Source organism: Kitasatospora sp. NPDC088346, assembly GCF_044740765.1.
In the GTDB taxonomy this organism is placed as follows: Bacteria; Actinomycetota; Actinomycetes; order Streptomycetales; family Streptomycetaceae; genus Kitasatospora.
Genome location: NZ_JBIURH010000008.1, coordinates 228,932 through 249,152, shown reverse-complemented (window position 1 = coordinate 249,152; position 20,221 = coordinate 228,932). Strand labels below are relative to the sequence as shown.

The following is a 20,221-nucleotide window of genomic DNA, read 5'->3' as shown; positions in this document are numbered from 1 at the left end:
CATTCACGGACAAGGACGCGCCATGACCACCGAGACCGTTCCGCAGAACCAGCGGAGCCTCAGCACCTCCGCCGCCAGGAACCTGGCCACCACCACCAAGACCGCGCCGCAGATGCTCGGCATCACCCCGCGCTACCTGCTGCGGGTGCTGCCCTGGGTGGATCTGGAGGCCGGCGTCTACCGGGTCAACCGGCGGCGGGGGTTCATCCTCGGCGACGGGCTGATCGGCACCTTCACCGACGGCGGCGGCGAGGCCCGGGTGATCGCCGAGGACCTGCGCGAGATCGCCTTCCTCCGCGAGCTGGACGGCTCGATGCTGAGCACCCTCGCCAACGGCTTCGTGCAGCAGGAGGTCGAGCCCGGCGAGCTCATCGCCGGCGCCGACACCCCGCCGGGACGGCTGCACATCATCACCTTCGGCCGCGCCGAGAAGCGCGCCACCGGCCAGTACGGCGAGGACGCCCTGCTCTCCGTCCTCGGCGACGGCGACTACTTCGACGACGGCGCCTGGGTGCGCGGCGAGCCGACGCCGTACCAGGTCCGGGCCGTCACCCCGTGCACCGTGCTCTCCCTCGACCACCGGATGCTCGCCGAACTGGCCGACCGGGAACCCGCGTTGCGCGCCCGACTGGACGCGTACGCCGCCAACGGGCAGGGCGCGGGCGACCGCGAGCACCCGATCGACCTGACCTCGGGGCACAACGGCGAGCCCGAGCTGCCGCAGACCTTCGTGGACTACGAGGAGGCCCCGCGCGAGTACGAGCTGAGCATCGCCCAGACCGTGCTGAAGGTGCACACCCGGGTCTCGGACATCTACAACTCCTCGATCGACCAGGTCCAGGCACAGCTGCGGCTGACCACCGAGGCGCTGCGCGAGCGCCAGGAGTGGGAGATGCTCAACCACCCCGAGTACGGCCTGCTCAACAACGTGGTGCCGAGCCAGCGGGTGCACACCCGCAAGGGCTCGCCGACCCCGGACGACATGGACGAGCTGCTCGCCCGGGTCTGGAAGCAGCCCGCGTTCTTCCTGGCGCACCCCCGGGCGATCGCCGCGTTCGGGCGCGAGTGCACCCGGCGCGGGGTGCCGCCGCAGATCGTCGAGCTGTTCGGCAGCCCGTTCCTGACCTGGCGCGGGGTACCGCTGCTGCCCTCCGACAAGCTGGACCTCAAGGGCTCCAGCAACTCGGCGCCCGGCACCACCAACATCCTGCTGATGCGGGTCGGCGAGGCCGAGCAGGGCGTGGTGGGTCTGCGGCCGTCGAGCGTCCCGGACGAGGTGGAGCCGGGCCTGTCGGTGCGGGCCATGGGCGTCGACCGCCGGGCCATCACCTCGTACCTGGTGACCAGCTACTTCTCGACGGCCGCGCTGGTGGACGACGCCGTCGCGGTGCTCCAGAACGTCGAGGTGTCGAACTACTATGACTACTCCTGACGGCCTCGACGCCGCCGCCGTGACCGCCCAACCGCCGTGGGGATTGCCGCAGTCGGGCGCGTTCCCGGCCTTCCCGGCGTCCCCGACGCCGCCGCAGCCTCCCCCGCTGCCGACGGCGCTGGCCCACCTGGCCGGCGGCTCCCGGTACTGGCTGCCGCAACAGCCCCAACAACCGCCGCAGCCACCGCAGCCGCAGGAGGCGGCGTCCGGCTCGGCGCCGACCGTCGTCCCGCCCACGGCGCCGCCGACCTCGCCGCCGAGCGGCTTCGACGTGGAGGCCGTCCGGCGGGACTTCCCCCAGCTGCACCGGGAGGTCAACGGCCGCCCGCTGGTCTGGCTCGACAACGGCGCCACCACGCTCAAGCCCCGCCAGGTGGTCGAGGCCGTCGGCGAGCACTACGCGATGGGCACCTCCAACGTCCACCGCGGCGCGCACACCCTCGCCAAGCAGGCCACCCAGGTCTACGAGGAGGGGCGGCAGGCCGCGGCGGACCTGCTCGGCACCCCGGACCAGGGCGAGATCGTCTTCGTCCGGGGCACCACCGAGGCCGTCAACCTGGTGGCGCAGAGCTGGGGCCGGGCCAACCTGGGCGTCGGTGACGAGATCCTGGTCTCCGCCGCCGAGCACCACTCCAACCTGGTGCCCTGGCAGCTGATCGCCGCCGAGCGCCGGGCCAGGATCCGCCCGATCCCGCTGCTCCCCGACGGGCAGCTGGACCAGGACGCCTACCGGGACCTGCTCGGCTCCCGCACCAGGATGGTCGCGCTCACCCACGCCTCCAACGTGCTGGGCACCGTCCCGCCGGTGGCCGAGATGACCGCGCTCGCCCACCGGTACGGCGCGAAGGTCCTGGTGGACGGCGCCCAGGCGGTCAGCCACTTCCCGGTCGACGTCACCGAGCTGGACGCCGACTTCTACGCCTTCTCGGGGCACAAGATCTTCGCCCCGACCGGCATCGGCGTGCTCTTCGGCAAGCGCGAGCTGCTGGAGGCCATGCCCCCGTGGCAGGGCGGCGGCAACATGATCGACTCGGTCGGGTTCGAGGGGAGCACGTACGCCCCCGTCCCGCACCGGCTCGAAGCCGGCACCGGCCACATCGCCGGCGTGGCCGGGCTGCGGGCCGCCCTGCAGTACCTCGCGGCACTGGACCGCGAGGCCGCCACCGCGTACGAGGAACAGCTCACCGCGTACGCGACGGCGGCGCTGGCCACCGTCCCCGGCCTGCGGCTGATCGGCAGCGCCCCGGGGAAGATCGGCGTGCTGACCTTCCTGCTCGCCGGGGCGGACCCGATGGCCCTCGCCGGGGCCCTCGACCAGCAGGGCATCGCGGTGCGCGCCGGCCACCACTGCGCCCAGCCGGCGCTGGCCGCCTTCGGCCTGCAGGCGGCGGTGCGGGCCTCCCTGGCCCTCTACAACACCGTCGAGGACGTGGACACCCTGGTGGCGGCCCTCCAGGAGGTCCAGGCCCGCCCGGCCCCGCCCGCCGGCTAGCGGCCCGCCGACCGCCGACCGCTGACCGCCACCCGCTGACCGCCCGCCGTCCGACGCCCCCGTGCCGGACGGCGGGCGGTCGGCACGGGCCCGGCGGCGATTGTCGCTTGCCGACCCCCCGTGGCCCGCCGCCATACTCCGGCATGAGCAGAATCGCGCAGGTCATCGTGTTGGCGGCGTTCGCGGACGAGGTGATGGAGCCCCTCACCCGGCCCGACGACTCCCGCAGCTGGCGGGGCGAGTTCACCTCGCTCGGCCTGTTCTCCGGGGGCTGGGTCATCGAGTTCCACCGGGAGCGGACGCGCTCCGGCCTGCTGGCGCACCTGGGGTCGCTGGCCTGGCCGCGTCCGGAGAGCGTGCAGGTACTGATCCACGACGAGGAGGACGACTGCTTCGGCCTGTGGATGATGCGCGACGGCGCGCTGACCGAGGTCCCGCTGCCCCGCCACCAGCGGTTCCACCTTCCGGCACCGGAAACCGACGAGTACCCGCCGAGGCCGGGGTTCCTGTGGCTGGTCGACCCGGAATCCGCCGTCCAGCGGGAGCTCTCGACCGAACGTCAGGACCCCCGCCCGCCTTGGTAGACGGGCGGTCCCGGGCCGCAGGGACGCCCGGGCCGCAGGGGTCGGGGCCGTCCGGTCCCGGGCGGCGGGGCCGTGGCAGACTGGCGGGCCTTGCTCCCCGCCGTTCGGGGCGGGGGCACGTGGGGAGGACGAGACGTGGCGCTCTTCGGCAACGCGCACAAGGTGGACCCGGCGGCGGCTCAGAAGGAGTTCGCCAGGCTGTTCGGGAACGGCGAGCAGGTGCACGCGGCGTACCAGCTGATCCGCGACACGTTCATGTTCACCGACCGCCGGCTGATCCTGATCGACAAGCAGGGCATCACCGGCAAGAAGACCGAGTACCACTCGATCCCGTACAAGAGCATCACGCACTTCGCGGTCGAGACGGCCGGCAACTTCGACCTCGACGCGGAGCTGAAGATCTGGGTGTCCGGTAACCCGCTGCCGATCCAGAAGACCTTCACCAAGGGCGTCGACATCTACGAGGTGCAGGCCGTCCTGACCCAGTACGTGGCGGTACGGTAGCCCGCCGGGGTCGGTCAGCCGCGCTGCAGCGTGGTGTTGAGCGCGCCCCAGGCGAGGCCGTCGGCGAGGGCCGTGGTGGTGCCGTCGGTGAGGAGTTCGCGGGCGGCGCGGGCGACCAGGGCGTAGGCGGCCTCGGCGATCGCGGATCCGGCGCTGACCCGGGCGACGCCGAGGGCGGCCAGGGTGGCGACCGGGAGGGCGCCGGGGCCGGTCAGCAGGTTGAGCGGGACGGGCACGGCGGCGACCAGGGCGGCCACGGTCCGCTCGTCGAAGGCGCCGAGCACGAAGGCGCCGTCCGCGCCCGCCTCGGCGTAGGTGCGGGCCCGGGCCACGGTCTCGGCCAGCCGGGCGGCCGGGTCGAGGCCGGGCAGGCGGTGGGTGTCGATCCGGGCGTTGACGAACAGCGGCACCCCGGCTGCGTCCGCCGCCGCCCGTACCGCCGCGATCCGTTCGGCCTGGGCGGCGGCCGTGCGCAGGGGCTCGGGCCCGGTCCGGAGCGAGTCCTCCAGGTTGATCCCGGCGGCCCCGGCGGCGAGCACCCCGCGGACGGTGTCGGCCAGCTGCTCGGTGGTGTCGGCGTACCCGCCCTCGACGTCGGCGGTGACCGACACCCGCACGGCGGCCGCGATCCTGGCGACGGCTCCCAACGCCCGTTCACGGCCGAGGAGTTCACCGTCCGCGCAACCCAGGGACCAGGAGACGCCGGCGCTGGTGGTGGCGACCGCCGCCGCGCCGGCGTCCTCCACGAGGCGGGCGCCGGCGACGTCCCACGCGTTCGGCAGCACCAACGGGTCGCCGGGGACGTGCAGGGCCCGCAGCCGCAGGGCACGCTCGCGCAGCCGGGCCGCCGCGGCCGTCATCTCGGGCACGTCGCCTCCACGGCTCCGCCGTCCAGCAGGGGACTTGATGGTACGTCGCCGCGGTCCGGCGCCCGCCCGCACAGCCCACTACCGTGGGCGGATGACCGCGACCTGGGAGCCGACCGCCGCCGGGGTGCTGCTGCTGCCCTCCGGGCGGCTGGTGCGGGGGCGGGCGCTGCGCCGGCCGCTGCCGCCGGGCCCGGTGCCGGAGTTCACCGTGCACCTGCTGGGCCGGCCGCCGGCCGCCGTGCCCTGGGAGGCACGGTGGCTGCGCTGGCCGGACTTCCGGCTGCCCGCCGACCGGGCGGCCGCCCGGGCCGTGCTCGGCGAGGCCTGGGCGCGGGCCGGGACGGAGCGGGTCGAGGTGGCCTGCGGCGGCGGCCGGGGCCGGACGGGCACGGCACTGGCGTGCCTGGCCGTGCTGGACGGGGTGCCCGCCGCCGAGGCGGTGGCGTACGTCCGGCGGCACTACGACGCCCGGGCGGTCGAGACGCCGTGGCAGCGGCGGTACGTCCGGCGCTTCGGGGACGAGGACGGCCGGCCCGTCCCGTAGGGGGAAACTCAGGGGCCGCCCCTATGGCGTCCGGGCGGTCCCAGGAGCACCGTGGGGTCATGGGACACGAGGAATTGTCGCGGCGGGAGAGCCGCCAGGTCGCTGTAGCCTCGGCGACGCTCGGACCATGGCGGACGGCCTCGGCCGTCGGCGTGGTGGTCGCCGGTGGGGCGCTCGCGGTGGACGTGATCACCGGGAGCTGGTCGATGGACATCCTGGCCGGTCCGGTCGGGTTGGGCCTGTTCTTCTTCTTCCTGGTCGGCACCGTGGGCGGCAAGCTGCGGCGCGACACCGGCGACCGGCGGCTGCGCCGCTGGGCGGACGAGCACCCGTGGCGGTCCGCGCTGCCGGCGGCGGGTGCGCTGCTGGTGCTGAACACGCTGGCGCTGACGCTGCTGGGCAGTGCGGGCCTGTTCGGCGCGCTGTTCACCTCGCTGCTGCCGGCCGGGCTGCTGCTGGTGGTGGCGGGCGTGGTCGGGTCGGTGAAGCAGGCCCGCAAGCGCGGCTGACGCCCCGGCACCCGGCCCCGGCACCCGCGCACCCCGGGGGCCGCCGGGCCGCCGGGGCCGCCGGGGCCGCCGGGCTGCGCGAAACGGTGGAAACCGGCACCGAACGATCACCGTTCCCCCGGATCGCCCCACCCCCACGCACAAGTGTCCGAGGGCGTCGGCATACTGACCGCGTGCCGATAGCCGAAGACCCCGCTCCCCGTCCCCCCGACGACTCCCCCGACGACCCGTTCGACGGTCTGGTGCTCGACGACGACTTCGTCAGGGGAGCCACCGTGAAGGAGGCTTCGGGCCGCGCGCGGATGCTCGGCGCGAAGTGGAAGCAGGAACCGCCCGAGGCCGTCCCGTGGCGGGCCGAGGCGGACCGGGTGCCGCAGATCCGGCGCCGCAGGTTCGGCCGCCGGGCCGTCGCGGTGGACTCCCGGGGCCGACCGAACGGGCGCTCCCGCGGCTGGCAGGCACCGCTGTTCGTCGCCCTGGCCGCCGCCGTGACGCTGGCGGCGCTCAACGTCGACCGGCTGCGCGAGTGGTACCAGGACCACCGGGACGGCGCGGCGGCCGCCGCCCCGCTGCCCACCGTGCCCCCGGAGACCGCCGCGCCCACCACCGCGCCCCCGGCCGTCGACCCCGACACGCCGACCGTCGAACATCCCTGGGCGGGCTCCCCGGCCGCCCAGTGGCCGGTCGGCGCGGCGGCGTTCGTGCTGCCCGAGCCGGCCGCGGTGGGGGCCTTCAGCGCCAAGCAGGTGGGCACCCAACTGGAGCAGGTGCGCAGCTACCTGACCCTCAGCGACCTGGATCCGAAGGTACTGGCCGGTGGCCGGCCGGACGAGGCCCTCGCCATGCTGAACTCGGAGGGCCGGAGCAGGGCGGAGGAGCAGCTGGCCCACCCGACCCAGGACGAGAGCCCGGCCTGGCAGTTCCACCGCTTCGACCCGCAGAGCGCGGTACTGGCCACCGAGGAGGTGCGGGTCCAGGGCCGGATCTCCGTCGAGGGCGACGGGGAGAACGGCGTCCTGGTCCACACCGACTTCACGTTCGTGTACGCGCTGCGCCCCGGCCCGCACCCGGAGAAGGGCGTCGGCCAGCAGGTGGGCGGCACCGCCCGGCCGGTCTCCTGGCAGGCCTCGCCGGCCGACGCCCCGCCCGCCGCCGGTCCGGTAGCCCGGACGATCATCCGGAGCGCGGTCGACTTCCGGTTCCCCGACCCCAAGCGGTTCCGGGTCGAGTCGGGCAAGCTCTACCTCACCCGTTCCAGCGGCCAGGGCGGCAACAACGGCTGCGACCAGTCGGACGGCTACTTCCACCCGACGTTCCCGGTGCTGCGCAACGACGCCGGGTCGTCCCCGTCGCCGGGCGCCCCGACGGTGGACCCGTACGACCGGAGCAGGCCGCTGGACGACGGCGACGGCCGGTGCGGGCACTCCTCACGGACCTGATCCCGGTCGGGCGCCCGTCCCGGGCGGGGTCAGCGCCGCTTGCGGCCGGGCTTCGGGCCGGGGCGCCCGGCCCGGGCCTCGCGGCCGCGGGCGTACCGGGCGACGGCCCGCTCGTGGGCGGCTCGCCGGACGCCCTCGCCCGGCGCCTCGACCAGGCTGCGGAAGAAGTACGCGACCAGCGCGCCGACGCCACCGATGAACCAGACCGCGCCGAGGGACTTGTCCTCGGCCATCCAGCCGGTCAGCGAGTCGCGGCCCTCGGTCAGTACCTTCCAGGTGCGGATCGCGGCCAAGCAGGAGCAGATCGCGATCGCGCCGAGGAGCAGGACGTTCACGAAGCCGCCGGCCTCGGACATGGTCACCCCGGCGACCGCGAAGCGCAGCAGCAGGGCGCCGGCCGCGGCGGCGGCCAGCGCGCCGATCGCCACCAGGACCCGGCGGGCCCAGTAGCCGGGGCCGCGCTCGACCCAGCTGGTGCCGAACCAGCGGATCGGTTCGGGCCGGGGGCCGTCGGTGCCTGGGGTGCGCTGCTCGTCGTCCACGGATCCGATTATGGCCCGACCGCCGGCCCGGACCACGAACGGAGCCGCCCCCGGTGCGGGGGCGGCTCCGTCGCGTCGCACGGCGTGCGGGTCAGCCGAGCCGGCTGATGTCCCGGACGGCGCCCTTGTCGGCCGAGGTCGCCATCGCGGCGTACGCCTTCAGGGCGGCGCTGACCGGGCGGACCCGGCTCTTCGGGCGGTAGCCGCCGTCGGCCTCCAGCCTGAGCCGGCGCTCGTGCAGCTCCTCGAAGGAGACCTTGAGCTCGACCGAGCGGCCGGGGATGTCGATGGCGATGACGTCACCGTCCTCGACCAGCGCGATGGTGCCGCCGGAGGCCGCCTCGGGGGAGGCGTGGCCGATGGACAGGCCCGAGGTGCCGCCGGAGAACCGGCCGTCGGTGATCAGCGCGCAGGCCTTGCCCAGGCCCCGGCCCTTGAGGAAGGAGGTCGGGTAGAGCATCTCCTGCATGCCGGGGCCGCCCTTGGGGCCCTCGTAGCGGATGACGACCACGTCGCCCTCCTTGACCCGCTTGCTGAGGATCGCGTCGACCGCGTCCTCCTGCGACTCCAGCACCACGGCCGGCCCGCTGAAGGTCCAGATCGACTCGTCGACACCGGCGGTCTTCACGATGCAGCCGTCCTCGGCGAGGTTGCCGTACAGCACGGCCAGGCCGCCCTCGACCGAGTAGGCGTGCTCGACGCTGCGGATGCAGCCGCCGGCGGCGTCGGTGTCGAGGGTGTCCCAGCGCTCGGACTGCGAGAAGGCGGTGGCCGAGCGGACGCAGCCGGGGGCGGCGTGGAACAGCTCGACGGCGGTCGGGGACGGCGAGCCGCCGCGGATGTCCCAGGTCTTCAGCCAGTCGGCGAGCGAGGCGGAGTGGACGGTGTGGACGTCCTCGTTGAGCAGGCCGCCGCGGTACAGCTCGCCGAGGATGGCGGGGATGCCGCCGGCCCGGTGGACGTCCTCCATGTAGTACTTGCCGTTCGGCGCGACCTTGGACAGGCACGGCACCCGGCGCGAGATCGCGTCGATGTCCCGCATGTCGAAGTCCAGCTCGGCCTCCTGGGCGGCGGCGAGCAGGTGCAGGATCGTGTTGGTGGAGCCGCCCATCGCGATGTCCAGCGCCATCGCGTTCTCGAACGCGGGGCGGGTGGCGATGTTGCGCGGCAGGACGGAGTAGTCGTCCTCGTGGTAGTGCCGCTTGGTGATGTCGACGACGGTCCGGCCGGCGTCCTCGTACAGCGCCTTGCGGGCGGTGTGGGTGGCCAGCACCGAGCCGTTGCCGGGCAGGGCCAGGCCGATCGCCTCGGCGAGGCAGTTCATCGAGTTGGCGGTGAACATGCCGGAGCAGGACCCGCAGGTCGGGCAGGCGTTCTCCTCGATGATCGCGATGTCCTCGTCCGACACGTTCTCGTTCACGGCGTCGGAGATCGCGTTGACCAGGTCGAGCTTGCGCACCGTGCCGTCGACCAGGACGGCCTGGCCGGCCTCCATCGGGCCGCCGGAGACGAAGACCGTCGGGATGTTGAGGCGCAGCGCGGCCATCAGCATGCCGGGGGTGATCTTGTCGCAGTTGGAGATGCAGATCAGCGCGTCGGCGCAGTGCGCGCTGACCATGTACTCGACCGAGTCGGCGATCAGGTCGCGCGAGGGCAGCGAGTAGAGCATGCCGTGGTGGCCCATGGCGATGCCGTCGTCGACCGCGATGGTGTTGAACTCGCGGGGGATGCCGCCGGCCTCCTTGATCGCCTCGGAGACGATCCGGCCGACCGGCTGGAGGTGGGTGTGGCCCGGGACGAACTCGGTGAAGGAGTTGGCCACCGCGATGATCGGCTTCCCGAAGTCCTCGCGGGCTACGCCGGCCGCCCGGAGGAGCGCCCGGGCGCCTGCCATGTTGCGACCGTGGGTGACCGTACGGGACTTCAGCTCGGGCACTGTGCTCCACTCCTTCGGAGGCTGCTGGCGGCCGCTGCGCTGGTGGGAGGGTGCAGGACCGCTGTGGCTATCGAGCCTACGCCCCGGGTCCAGCCGCCGGACGGACCGTCCGCGATCCGGTCAGTCGGCGCTCACGCCCACCGAGAGGTCGAGCCGCCAGGGTTGCAGGACCGATCCGTCCGGGAACTCGGCGAGCAGCGCGGTGCGCTCGGCGGCCAGCACCCCGGCGCGGACGTCGGCCGGCAGCACCGCGAGGTGGGAGCGGGAGCCGAGCTCGGCGATCAGGCCGTCGACGGTGGTCCGGCGCTCCCAGGCCAGTTCGACGTCGGTGACCCGCAGGCCGTACCCGGCCAGCGAGTCGGCGGTGGAGTCCGACCGGACGTTCGGGTGGTACGGGGTGAGCGCGGCCACCAGCCGGTCGCGCGAGGCCGCCAGCCACGGGACGGTGCTGTCCGGGCGGTTCCACCAGACGGCCAGCGCGCCGCCGGGGCGCAGGACCCGGACCGCCTCCGGGACCGAACGGGCGGGGTCGGTCCAGTGGAACGCCTGGGCGTAGGTGACCAGGTCCACGGTGGAGTCGTGGAACGGCAGCTCCTCGCCGCCCGCCTTGACGACCGTCGTCCCCGGGCAGGACAGCAGCAGTTGCCGCGCCATCCCCTCGCTCGGTTCGACGGCCGTCACCCGGGCCCCACGGGCCCGCAGCAGCCGGGTCGCGATCCCGGTGCCGGCGCCCACGTCCAGCACCTCGGCGTCCCGCAGCGGGCGCCCGGCCAGCCGCTCCACGCTGTCCAACAGCTCCGGCGGGTACGAGGGCCGGGCGGCCTCGTACTGGGCCGCCACCGGGCCGAACGACATGGCGTAGTCGTGGTGTTGAAGATCGGTCATGGATGTCCCCCTCCGTGTGCGACCAGGCTACGCCGGTGGGCGCCGGGCCGACGGGGAACGGCGGCGGGAGCGGTGTGAACAGCGCGCGACCGGGCGGGACCGGCGGCGGTCAGGGCAGCAGCCGGGCCGGGGTCGCCAGGTGGAGGCGGGTGAAGGCGAGGGCCTCGGCGAGGTCGGCCTCGCGCTCGGCAGGGGAGGCGGAGCGGCGGGTGTTGACCTCCAGCACCACGTGGCCGTCGAAGCCGTTCCGGGCGAGCTGTTCCAGCAGCTCCGCGCAGGGCTGCTTGCCGCGTCCGGGGATGAGGTGCTCGTCCTTGCCGGATCCGGCACCGTCGGCCAGGTGGACGTGGGCGAGCCGGTCGCCCATCCGGGCCGCCATCCCGAGGGCGTCGATCCGGGAGGTCGCGGCGTGCGAGAGGTCGATGGTGAAGTGCCGGTACTCCTCCTCCGTGACGTCCCAGCCGGGGGCGTAGGCGAGCATCTCGCGGTCGCGGTAGCGCCACGGGTACATGTTCTCGACGGCGAACCGGACGTGGGTCTCGCCCGCCATCCGGTCGATGCCCGCGACGAACTCCCGGGCGTACTGCCGCTGCCAGCGGAACGGCGGGTGCACCACCACGGTGTCCGCGCCGAGCTTCTCGGCGGCCGCGCGGGCCCGCACCAGCTTGGTCCAGGGGTCGGAGGTCCACACCCGCTGGGTGATCAGCAGGCAGGGCGCGTGCACGGCCAGGATGGGCAGCCGGTGGGCGTCGGAGAGGCGGCGCAGCGCCTCGACGTCCTGGCTGATCGGGTCGTTCCAGACCATCACCTCGACCCCGTCGTAGCCGAGCTTGGCGGCCAGCTCGAAGGCGGTGGCGGTGTTGGCGGGGTAGACCGAGGCGGTGGACAGGGCCACCTTGGTGTCCGGGATGTGCAGGCCGGGGTGCGGCGGGAGGACCAGGCGGTCGGTGGTGCGCAGCAGCGGGGCCCGGCGGGCGGCCTTCGCGGCCCGGGCCGCCTTGACGGCCTTGGTGGCCTTGGCCACCTGGGCGGCCTTCGCGACCTTGACCGCCTTGACGGCCTTCGCGGCCCGGGCGGCCCTGGCCCGGGAGTCCCCGGGCCCTTCGGCGGCGCTCCCGCCGCCGGTGCGGGGGGTGCGGCGGCGTTCGGGGACCGGTTCGGCGGCGGCCCTCGCGCGGCGCGGACGGCCCGGCCCCGGCTGCCGCTCTCCGGCAGCGCGGTCCGGCCGGGCCCCGTCCTGGTCCGCTGGTTCCGCCACGGGCAACAGCGTAAGCGGCCGGGCGACGGAATGGGGGGTGCCGGCGTCCCGCCGTGGTGGGCGTCACGGTCGCGGGGCGCGGCCCCGGGGTCACGCCGTGAGTGCGGCCCTGCGGTAGCCGGAGCCGTCCATGGCGTCCAGACGGCGCAGGATGATGCCCTCCCGCAGGGCCCACGGACAGATGTCCAGCGCGTCCAGGCCGAAGAGGTCCATCGCGGCGTCGGCGACCAGGGCGCCGGCCAGCAGCTGTCTGGCCCGGCCCTCGGAGACGCCGGGGATCTGGGCCCGTTCGGCGACGGTCATGGCGGCGAGCCGGGGCAGCCAGGCCGACAGGCCGGCCCGGGTGAGCCGCCGGGGTACCCGGGCGCCGGCGTCCGCGGGGGCGGCGCCGGTCATCCGGGCGAGCTGCTTGAAGGTCTTGGAGGTGGCGACGGCGTGGTCCGGTGAGCCGATCCTGGCGAACTCGCCGACCACCCGGGCGACCTCGGTGCGGATGTGGCGGCGCAGCTCCCGCAGGTCGTCCGGGTCGGCGACGTCCCCGGGCAGCCGGGCGGTGAGCCGGCCGGCGCCGAGCGGCAGCGAGCAGGCGACGTCCGGCTGCTCGTCGATGCCGCAGGCGATCTCCAGCGAGCCGCCGCCGATGTCCAGGTTGAGCAGTCGGCCGGAGGACCAGCCGAACCAGCGGCGGACGGCCAGGAAGGTCAGCCGGGCCTCGTCCTGCCCGGACAGCACCTGCAGCTCGACGCCGGTCTCGGCGGCGACCCGGGCCAGCACGGCCTCGCCGTTGGCGGCCTCGCGGACGGCGGAGGTGGCGAACGGCAGCAGGTCCACCACGCCCTTGTCCTCGGCCACCGCGAGCGAGGAGGCGACCATCGAGGTCAGCCGCTCGACGCCGGCCTCGCTGATCGCCCCGTCCGCGTCCAGCAGCTCGGCCAGCCGCAGCTCGGCCTTGTGCGAGTAAGCGGGCAGCGGGGCAGCACCGGGGTGGGCGTCCACCACGAGGAAGTGGACGGTGTTGGAACCTACGTCGAGCACACCGAGTCGCATAACGCTCCACGCTACGCGATCCGGCCCGTTCACCTGCCCGATTGTGCGGGCCGATTGTGCGGAGCGGGCCAGGACCGGGCCCGGAAACGATGGTTGACCGGCATCCGGACGGGGATGAATTCCCATCGGACGGGGACCTCATCTCTGCTCGGAGGACGACCATATGACGATCAGTCACCGACTCATCGGCACCGGTGAACACCGGGTCGTGGTGCTGCACGACTGGTTCGGTACCACGCTCGGCTGGGGGCCGTTCCTCGACTACCTGGACGGCGACACCTTCAGCTACGCGCTGCTCGACTACCGCGGCTACGGCGAGCGGGCCGACGTGCCCGGCGACTACACCCTCGCCGAGATCGCCCAGGACGTGCTGGCCCTCGCGGACGGGCTCGGCTGGGAGCGGTTCTCGCTGGTCGGCCACTCGATGGGCGCCAAGGCCGCCCAGCGGGTCCTGGTGGAGGCCCCGCACCGGATCCGCCGGCTCGCCGGGGTCGCCCCCGTCCCGGCCTCCGCCTACCCGCTGGACGCCGACGCCCACGCCCTCTTCCACGGCGCGGCCGAACGGCCCGCCAACCGCCGCGCCATCATCGACCTGGTCACCGGGCGGCGGGCCAACGGCGCCTGGCTGGACGGGATGACCGCCCGGTCCGTCGCCCAGTCCCGCCCGGAGGCCGTCGAGGCCTACCTGACCGACTGGACCACCCAGGACTTCGCCGCCAAGATCGCCGGCAGCCGGCTCCCGGTCAGGGTCTTCATCGGCGAGCACGACCTGGCCCTCACCGAGCCGGTCATGCAGGCCACCTGGCTGAGCCACTACCCGGACTCCTCCCTGGAGGTGCTGCCCAACTCCGGCCACTACCCCATGTACGAGCTCCCGGTCGCCTTCGCCACCGCCCTGGAGGACTTCCTGCGCGACTGAACGCGAGCGGGCCGGGACGAGCGGGCCGGGACGAGCGGGCCGGGGCCGGGCCCCCGACGCCGGGCCGGGGGCGCGCCGGCCCGGCGGCGAGTGCGCTGGGACGATCGGATGACGGCCCGACCGGGTCGGCCTGTCGCGCCCGGGCCCGGCCGCGCCCGCGGCCAGGATGCGGCCATGATCCGCATTCGCCATGCCGGCGCGGTCGCCCTCGCCGCCGGAACCGCACTGCTCCTGTCCCTGGTCCCCGCCCACGCCCGGCCCCCGGGCGGGGCACCGGAGGACCGCGTCTCCGCCTACCTGGACAGCATCCGGGACCGGCCCGCCGAACTCCGCGCCTTCTTCCGGGCCCTGCCCAAGGGCGGCGACCTGCACAACCACCTGGCCGGCGCCGCCTCCACCGAACTCCTGCTGCGGATCGCCGTCGAGGACGGCCTGTGCATCGACCGCACCACCCTGGCCGCCGGCGCCCCGGCGCCCTGCCCGGACGGCAGCCGGCCGGCCGCCGACTCCACCACCGACGACGACTTCCGGCAGCAGATCATCCGGGCCTGGTCCATGCAGGACTTCGTGCCCGGCGCCGAGTCCGGCCACGACCACTTCTTCGCCACCTTCGGCAAGTTCGGGCCCACCACCTGGTACCACCAGGGCCGGCTGCTCGCCGAGGTCGCCGACACGGCCGCGGCCCAGCAGCAGTCGTACCTGGAGACCATGCTCACCCCGGCCTCGGACGCGGCCGCCGCGCTGGCCGCCGAGGTCGGCTTCGACAGCGACCTGGCCGCCCTGCGGGACAAGCTGCTCGCCGGCGGCCGGATGGCCGGGCTGGTGCGGACCGCCCGCGCCGAGGCGGACCAGGTCGAGGCCGACTTCCGCGCCACCTCGCACTGCGACGGCGCCGACCCGGCCCCCGGCTGCGCGCTGACCGTCCGCTTCATCTCCCAGGCCTCCCGGGCCTCCACGCCCGCCCGGGTGTTCACCCAGCTGGTGCTCGGCATGGAACTCGCCGAGCAGGACCCGCGGTTCCTCGCCGTCAACCTGGTCCAGCCCGAGGACGCCCCCGCCGCCCTGGAGAACTACCGCCTCCAGATGCAGATGCTGGACTACCTGCACGGCGTCTACCCCGCGGCCCACATCACCCTGCACGCGGGCGAGCTGGTGCCCGGCCTGGTCAAGCCCGAGGACCTCCGCTTCCACATCCGCGAGGCCGTCCTGACCGGCCACGCCGAGCGGATCGGCCACGGCGTCGACCTGGCGTACGAGGACGACCCCCAGGGCCTGCTGCGCACCCTCGCCGCGCGGCACGTGGCCATCGAGGTCCCGCTGACCAGCAACGCCCAGATCCTCGGCGTCAGCGGGCCGGACCACCCGTTCCCCCGCTACCGCGCCGCGGGCGTGCCGGTGGCCCTGGCCACCGACGACCCCGGTGTCTCCCGCAGCGACATCACCGCGGAGTACCAGCGGGCGGCGCTCACCTACGACCTGGACTACCGCGCGCTGCGCGACCTGGCCCGGGCCTCCCTGGAGTACGCCTTCCTCCCCGGCCGCAGCCTGTGGGCCGACCGGGACGGCTACCGGCCGGTCGCCGAGTGCGCGGGCCGGCGTCCCGGCGGCGACCACCCGTCGGCCGCCTGCGCGGCCCTGCTGGCCGCCAACCCCAAGGCGGAGCTGGAGTGGAAGCAGGAGTGCGCCTTCGACACCTTCGAGGCGGCCGTGCTGCGGCGGCACTGACGCCTGACGCCGCCCGGGCCGGCACCGCCCTGCACCGAGCCCCCTGACCGACGCGCCGCCGGGCCCCGGCGGCGCGTCAGAGCTGTCCGTACCAGAGCTGCTCGACGATGACCGCCCACCAGTTCTCGGGGTCGTTGAAGACGGTGCGGTCGAGGGTGGCCAGCGCCCACTGGAACTCGGCGACGACCGGCCCTGCGCTCTGCGGGTCGAGGCCGCGCAGCCGCGGCAGACGGTCGGCGAGCAGCGCGAGGCAGCGGGTGAAGGCCGTCAGGTCGGCGTTGCAGTACCGGCTCCCGGCGTGGTCCGGGTCAACCGCCCGGACCCGGCCCTGGGCGGTGTCGACGGTGAGCAGGGCCCAGCCGTCGGTGCCGATCAGGACCTGTCCGAGCAGGGCCTGCCGGGCCGCGGCGGTCGCCCGCCCGCCACGGCCGAGCCCGGCCAGGTGGCCGGCCAGGTCGGGGAGCACGGGACCGGCCGGGGCGCCGTCGGCGATGCCGTCCGACTCCGGGTGGTGGACGGTGAAGAAGCCCTCGACCACCCGCGGGAGGCCGACCTCCCGCAGCGGGCGGGCCACCGCCTGCGGCAGGTCGGCGTCGGCGACGGCCGCGGCGTCGAAGCGGCGCACGCCCTCCGGCCCGAACAGCGCCGCCAGCCGGGCCGCCAGGTCCGCCTCCGACTCGGGCTGAGCCGGCGGCACGGCCACCGGGAAGGGCACCCGGTTCAGCCGGGGACCGCCCGCCCGGGCGCGCTCGTCGGCCACCGCCCGCGCGGCGTCCGCCCGGTGGTCGAACCAGGGACCGTCCGCGTGGTCCCAGCCGATCGGGGTGTCCGGCAGCTGAGCCCGCAGGACGTACGCCCAGTAGCCGCCCGGGAGCATGCCGGGCCGCCGGTCGGTGTGGAGCGAGACCAGGTCAGCGGCCCGCACCCCCTGGCTCCGGAGCTGCTGCCAGCCCCGCAGCAGCGGGTGCGGCAGCCCGGGGGCGGAGTCGACGACCAGGGTGTGCCGCTCGCCCGCTTCGTCGCGGTGCACCAGCGTCGCGCGGACGCCGGGGCCGGTGACCGGCGGCAGGACCGGGTCGTAGCTGCCCGCGCCGAGCCGGTCCCGGTAGCGCCGGACCACGGTGGGCACCGGGACGGACGGCCAGACGGTCAGCTCGCCGGTCACCCGGTCGACCACCGCGCAGGCGGCCCCGACCTCCTCGGGGGCCCGGCGGGCGCCGGTCAGCGGGTCGACCTGGACGGGCGAGGGCTCCGGCCACACCACCCAGCCGAGCTCGAACTCGTGCGAGCGGACGCCGCGCGCGGCGTCCTGCGGGAGCTCGCCGTTGATCCAGCGGTGAGCCGTGTCGACGGCCTGCTCACGGGTGATCATCGGCGGCTGCTCCTCGGGCCCGCGGCGGGGCGGTGGTGGGCGGTGAGCCGCGAGCGCGGCGGCGCGGGTGCCGGTGCCGGCTCGGGCGTCGGTTCCGGGACCTGCGCGGGTGCGGGCTCCGGAGCGGGCGCGGGGACCGGCGCGGGGACGGGCGCGGGCGCGGGCTCCGGCTCGGGTACGGGGACCGGCTTGAGCTCCTGGGCGGGCGCCGGGGCGGCCTCCGGGACGGCCACCGTGGCGACCGGCTGGACCTCCGCGAGGTCGATCGGCCGGCACCGGGCGTCCAGGGCGATCGCCCACAGCCCGTGCTCGACCGGGTGCAGCGGCTCGGCGGACCGACGGGCCTCCTGGTGGTCCAGGTAGAGCACCGTGCCGCCGTGGTTGACGGCGTTCCAGGTGTGCGAGCGGCCGAAGCCGTCCAGGGTGAGCAGCACGGCCTGGGCCCCCGGCCCCGCCGCGAGCAGGGCCTGCGCCAGCCGGGCCGCCGCGTCCGGCCCGTCGCCCAGGTCGTGGAAGCGGGTGCCGAGCTCGCGCTCGGCGCGGTCCCGGCCGCCGCGTTCACCGGCCGGGCCGTCGGGCAGCCGGGGCGCGGCGCAGGTCGGCCGGCCGAGGTAGGTGTCGGCCGCGGAGAGCGCCACGTCCACGCAGTTGTTGGCCCGGCCCGGCTCGCGCGGGCCGCCGGCGTTGAGGACCTCCGTCCAGTCGCCGGCAGGGTCGAGCGAACCGTCCTCGGGCACGGCGGTGCGGCGCTCGGCCTCCGCCTGGTGGGCCGGGTCGACCGGCCCGAGCCCGCCGGTGACCCCGTACGGGCGGCTGTCCGCGATGGTCCGCTCGTGGACCGGCCGGGCCACCGGGGCCTGCGCCGCCGGGCGGCGGGCGAACTGCGAGAGCAGGTACGCGGCACCGACCTGACCGGCCAGCAGCGGCGCCGTCGAGGGCTGGGACGGCTGCCCGCCCTCCGCCGTGTCCTCGGCCCGGCGGCGCAGCTCGTAGCCGCCCTCCGGGCCGATCCGGACCGGCGCCGAGGCGCCCGGTGCGCCGGGCTGGCCCGCCGAGCCGCCGGGCACCGCGGCACCGGGGGCGGCGGACGCGCTGCCACTGCCGACGGCGGCGCCCGGGAGCGGCGCCCCGGCCGGCGGCCGGGCACCGGCCGCGCCCTGCACCGGCCCGCCGCCGACCACCGCGGCCCCCGCGCCCGGCTGTCCCGCGGCACCGGGCTGTCCTGCGGCACCGGCCTGCCCGGCCACCGGGGCGGCGCCGAGCGGGCCCGCGCCGACCGGGCCCGCGCCGACCGGGCCCGGCGCACCGGCGCCGATCGCACCGCCGACGGGAGCCGCCACCGGCCCCGCGCCGCCGACGGGTGCGGCACCCACCGGACCACCGCCCACCGGACCGCCGCCGAGCATGCCGCCGCCGGAGCCGCCACCGGCCGGGCCACCGCCGACCGGCCCGAGCTGGAAGCCGCCCGAGCCGCCGACCGGTGACGGCGCGGCCTGCGGCACCTCGGCCGCGCGCCAGCCGCCGCCGGAGACCGACGCCGAGACGTCGCCACCTGCCGGGGCGACCTGCGACGGGGCCACCGCGACCGAGTCGGTGTGCACCGAGGCCGGCCCGTGGTGCACCGGCGCCGCGGGCGTCAGGTCGTAGCTGTCGGGTTCGTCGAGGTCGACCGGCACGGCCGGCTGGTGGCGCGGCCCGGCGGAGGCACCGCGCAGCGGCACCGGGTCGTCCCCGCGGGCGGCGGCGGCCACCGCGCCGCCCGCGGAGGCCGTCCCGGCGGCGAGCGAGCCGCCGTCGGTGGCGGAGAGCGTGCTGAGCGGGTCCTGCGGAGTGCGGCCGGAGGCGGTGTCGCCCGTGAGCAGGGGCTCGCCGTCGGTGCCGAGGGCGACGCCGTGGGAGTCGACGGTGAGCAGCGGCCTGCCGTCCGGCCCGAGGCGGGCGCCGTGGGTGTCGGCGCGGGGGTCGGGGGTGCGGCCGTCCTGGTCGGCGGCCACGGTGTGGCCCTCGGCGTCGGTCAGCAGTCGGCCGTCGGTGTCGGTGGCGAGCGCACTGACGGGCTTGCCGTCGGGGCCGACGACCACGGGGTGCCCGTCGGCGTCCAGCACCGGTCGGCCGTGCGCGTCCACGGCCATGGTCAGCCCGCTGGCGCCGAGGCTGCCGTCGGCGGCGACGGTCAGCGGACGGCCCTCGGCGTCGGTCAGCGGACGCCCGTCGGCGCCGGTGACCAGACCGGTGACCGGCTTGCCGTCGGCGCCGAGCAGCACCGGCCGGCCGTCCTCGCCGAGCACCGGTCGGCCGTCCTCGCCGACGGCCACCGACACGCCCTCGACCCCGCGGACCGGTCGGCCCTCGGCGTCCACCAGCACCGGGTTGCCGGCCTTGTCGGTGAGCACCTGGCCGTCCGGGCCGACCGCCGCCTTGAGCGTGCGCACCCCGGCCACCGCCGCCGCACCGCCCACCGCACCGCCGACGGCGCCGGTGAACTGGCCCGCGTCCCGGGCCGCGCTGTGCTCGCGGCGCTCGCCGTGCAGGCCACGGCCGTCGGTCTGGGCGATCCGCTCCAGCGCCGTGACGGCGGGCTCCCGCAGCGCCGCCTGCAGCCCTTCGCGCATCTGGCGGCCGAGCTCCTCCAGCAGCCCGGCGATGCGCAGGCCCGCGCTCTCCACCGCCGCCTCCTCGCCGGCCTCGGCGATCGCGCCCCGGACCGCGCCGACCACCTTGCCGACCACGCCCACCAGGCCCGGCCCCGCCTCCGCCGCCGCCTCGGCGGCCTTGGCCTCGGCCGCGTCGGCCTGCGCGATCTGCGCGGCCAGGTCGGTCAGCACGGCGATCAGCTCGGCCTTGCAGTGCTCGGCGGCACCGGCCGCCCGGTCGAGCGCGCCGGCCAGCGCCTCGGCTGCCGCGTGCGCGTCGTCCAGGTGCCCGCGGCCGCCGCCGCTGAAGGCGCGCCAGTGCTCGGCGAAGGCGTCGACCGCGCTGCCCTCGTTCTCCCCCGTGACCCGGTGCACCGAGTCGGCGCCCCGGCGGCCGAGCCGCGCGGACTCGGTGCCGAAGTCCCGCCACAGGCCCGCCGCGCGGCGCAGCCCGTCCTCGTCGGCCTCGGGCCAGCGGTGGCCGGTCCTCGCCAGTACCGGGGCGAGTTCCTCCGGGAGCTTCCTGGACAC

The 20,221-nt window shown here is 75.9% G+C and carries 17 protein-coding genes; 9 read left to right on the top strand and 8 right to left on the bottom strand.

Annotated elements, in window-relative coordinates; genetic code table 11:
• Positions 1-22 precede the first annotated feature (22 nt).
• The 4 genes from ACIOFR_RS14505 to ACIOFR_RS14490 all read left to right on the top strand — a co-directional run bounded on the left by ACIOFR_RS14505 (position 23) and on the right by ACIOFR_RS14490 (position 4,012).
• The gene (locus ACIOFR_RS14505; protein WP_400996363.1) at positions 23-1,432 is read left to right on the top strand and encodes a family 2B encapsulin nanocompartment shell protein; all 1,410 of its coding nucleotides are present in this window, start codon (positions 23-25) and stop codon (positions 1,430-1,432) included.
• The gene (locus ACIOFR_RS14500; protein WP_400996359.1) at positions 1,419-2,924 is read left to right on the top strand and encodes a SufS family cysteine desulfurase; all 1,506 of its coding nucleotides are present in this window, start codon (positions 1,419-1,421) and stop codon (positions 2,922-2,924) included. The genes ACIOFR_RS14505 and ACIOFR_RS14500 overlap by 14 nt, the downstream gene beginning before the upstream one ends.
• 143 nt (positions 2,925-3,067) lie before the next feature.
• Positions 3,068-3,508 (top strand): hypothetical protein, encoded by a 441-nt coding sequence (locus tag ACIOFR_RS14495; RefSeq protein ID WP_400996357.1) that lies wholly within the window; start codon positions 3,068-3,070, stop codon positions 3,506-3,508.
• A 135-nt stretch (positions 3,509-3,643) separates the two neighbouring features.
• Positions 3,644-4,012 carry a PH domain-containing protein gene (locus ACIOFR_RS14490; RefSeq protein ID WP_400996354.1) on the top strand — a complete coding sequence of 123 codons (369 nt, stop codon included), beginning with the start codon at positions 3,644-3,646 and terminating at the stop codon, positions 4,010-4,012.
• A 14-nt stretch (positions 4,013-4,026) separates the two neighbouring features.
• Here the strand turns inward: ACIOFR_RS14490 and ACIOFR_RS14485 are convergent, their stop codons facing one another.
• Complete coding sequence (locus ACIOFR_RS14485) at positions 4,027-4,872, bottom strand: isocitrate lyase/phosphoenolpyruvate mutase family protein (RefSeq protein ID WP_400996428.1); 846 nt, start codon at positions 4,870-4,872, stop codon at positions 4,027-4,029.
• 100 nt (positions 4,873-4,972) lie between these two features.
• Here ACIOFR_RS14485 and ACIOFR_RS14480 point away from each other — a divergent pair, with 100 nt between their 5' ends.
• The 3 genes from ACIOFR_RS14480 (at position 4,973) to ACIOFR_RS14470 (ending at position 7,373) form a co-directional block, all read left to right on the top strand.
• Complete coding sequence (locus ACIOFR_RS14480) at positions 4,973-5,425, top strand: protein phosphatase (protein WP_400996351.1); 453 nt, start codon at positions 4,973-4,975, stop codon at positions 5,423-5,425.
• 59 nt (positions 5,426-5,484) lie between these two features.
• Entirely contained in the window at positions 5,485-5,934 is a 450-nt protein-coding gene (locus tag ACIOFR_RS14475) for a hypothetical protein (protein ID WP_400996349.1), read from the top strand.
• A 173-nt stretch (positions 5,935-6,107) separates the two neighbouring features.
• A complete protein-coding gene (locus tag ACIOFR_RS14470; RefSeq protein ID WP_400996347.1) occupies positions 6,108-7,373 on the top strand; it encodes a hypothetical protein in 1,266 nt (421 codons plus the stop codon).
• 29 nt (positions 7,374-7,402) lie between these two features.
• Here ACIOFR_RS14470 and ACIOFR_RS14465 read toward each other — a convergent pair whose 3' ends face one another.
• The 5 genes from ACIOFR_RS14465 to ACIOFR_RS14445 form a co-directional block, all read right to left on the bottom strand.
• Entirely contained in the window at positions 7,403-7,915 is a 513-nt protein-coding gene (locus ACIOFR_RS14465; protein ID WP_400996345.1) for a hypothetical protein, read from the bottom strand.
• A 91-nt stretch (positions 7,916-8,006) separates the two neighbouring features.
• Positions 8,007-9,851 carry a dihydroxy-acid dehydratase gene (gene ilvD / locus ACIOFR_RS14460; RefSeq protein WP_400996343.1) on the bottom strand — a complete coding sequence of 615 codons (1,845 nt, stop codon included), beginning with the start codon at positions 9,849-9,851 and terminating at the stop codon, positions 8,007-8,009.
• 120 nt (positions 9,852-9,971) lie between these two features.
• Positions 9,972-10,736 (bottom strand): class I SAM-dependent methyltransferase, encoded by a 765-nt coding sequence (locus ACIOFR_RS14455; protein WP_400996340.1) that lies wholly within the window; start codon positions 10,734-10,736, stop codon positions 9,972-9,974.
• Between the two features lie 109 nt (positions 10,737-10,845).
• Positions 10,846-11,676, bottom strand: a complete 831-nt coding sequence (locus tag ACIOFR_RS14450) for a sugar phosphate isomerase/epimerase family protein (RefSeq protein WP_400996425.1) — start codon at positions 11,674-11,676, stop codon at positions 10,846-10,848.
• 408 nt (positions 11,677-12,084) lie between these two features.
• A complete protein-coding gene (locus ACIOFR_RS14445; RefSeq protein ID WP_400996338.1) occupies positions 12,085-13,041 on the bottom strand; it encodes a Ppx/GppA family phosphatase in 957 nt (318 codons plus the stop codon).
• A 163-nt stretch (positions 13,042-13,204) separates the two neighbouring features.
• Between ACIOFR_RS14445 and ACIOFR_RS14440 the strand changes: the two genes are divergently transcribed.
• Together ACIOFR_RS14440 and ACIOFR_RS14435 are read left to right on the top strand one after the other, a co-directional pair.
• The gene (locus tag ACIOFR_RS14440) at positions 13,205-13,960 is read left to right on the top strand and encodes an alpha/beta fold hydrolase (RefSeq protein ID WP_400996335.1); all 756 of its coding nucleotides are present in this window, start codon (positions 13,205-13,207) and stop codon (positions 13,958-13,960) included.
• 174 nt (positions 13,961-14,134) lie between these two features.
• Positions 14,135-15,685, top strand: a complete 1,551-nt coding sequence (locus ACIOFR_RS14435; protein WP_400996333.1) for an adenosine deaminase — start codon at positions 14,135-14,137, stop codon at positions 15,683-15,685.
• A 76-nt stretch (positions 15,686-15,761) separates the two neighbouring features.
• Here the strand turns inward: ACIOFR_RS14435 and ACIOFR_RS14430 are convergent, their stop codons facing one another.
• The gene (locus tag ACIOFR_RS14430; protein WP_400996331.1) at positions 15,762-17,057 is read right to left on the bottom strand and encodes an SUKH-4 family immunity protein; all 1,296 of its coding nucleotides are present in this window, start codon (positions 17,055-17,057) and stop codon (positions 15,762-15,764) included.
• Positions 17,054-20,221, bottom strand: coding sequence for a toxin glutamine deamidase domain-containing protein (locus ACIOFR_RS14425; protein ID WP_400996329.1), 3,168 nt, complete (start codon positions 20,219-20,221; stop codon positions 17,054-17,056). The genes ACIOFR_RS14430 and ACIOFR_RS14425 overlap by 4 nt, the downstream gene beginning before the upstream one ends.

Coding starts and splice junctions, on each gene's coding strand:
- ACIOFR_RS14505 (WP_400996363.1), top strand. CDS start 23: ATGACCACCGAGACCGTTCCGCAGAACCAGCGGAGCCTCAGCACCTCC.
- ACIOFR_RS14500 (WP_400996359.1), top strand. CDS start 1,419: ATGACTACTCCTGACGGCCTCGACGCCGCCGCCGTGACCGCCCAACCG.
- ACIOFR_RS14495 (WP_400996357.1), top strand. CDS start 3,068: ATGAGCAGAATCGCGCAGGTCATCGTGTTGGCGGCGTTCGCGGACGAG.
- ACIOFR_RS14485 (WP_400996428.1), bottom strand. CDS start 4,872: ATGACGGCCGCGGCGGCCCGGCTGCGCGAGCGTGCCCTGCGGCTGCGG.
- ACIOFR_RS14480 (WP_400996351.1), top strand. CDS start 4,973: ATGACCGCGACCTGGGAGCCGACCGCCGCCGGGGTGCTGCTGCTGCCC.
- ACIOFR_RS14475 (WP_400996349.1), top strand. CDS start 5,485: ATGGGACACGAGGAATTGTCGCGGCGGGAGAGCCGCCAGGTCGCTGTA.
- ACIOFR_RS14455 (WP_400996340.1), bottom strand. CDS start 10,736: ATGACCGATCTTCAACACCACGACTACGCCATGTCGTTCGGCCCGGTG.
- ACIOFR_RS14445 (WP_400996338.1), bottom strand. CDS start 13,041: ATGCGACTCGGTGTGCTCGACGTAGGTTCCAACACCGTCCACTTCCTC.
- ACIOFR_RS14440 (WP_400996335.1), top strand. CDS start 13,205: ATGACGATCAGTCACCGACTCATCGGCACCGGTGAACACCGGGTCGTG.
- ACIOFR_RS14435 (WP_400996333.1), top strand. CDS start 14,135: ATGATCCGCATTCGCCATGCCGGCGCGGTCGCCCTCGCCGCCGGAACC.
- ACIOFR_RS14430 (WP_400996331.1), bottom strand. CDS start 17,057: ATGATCACCCGTGAGCAGGCCGTCGACACGGCTCACCGCTGGATCAAC.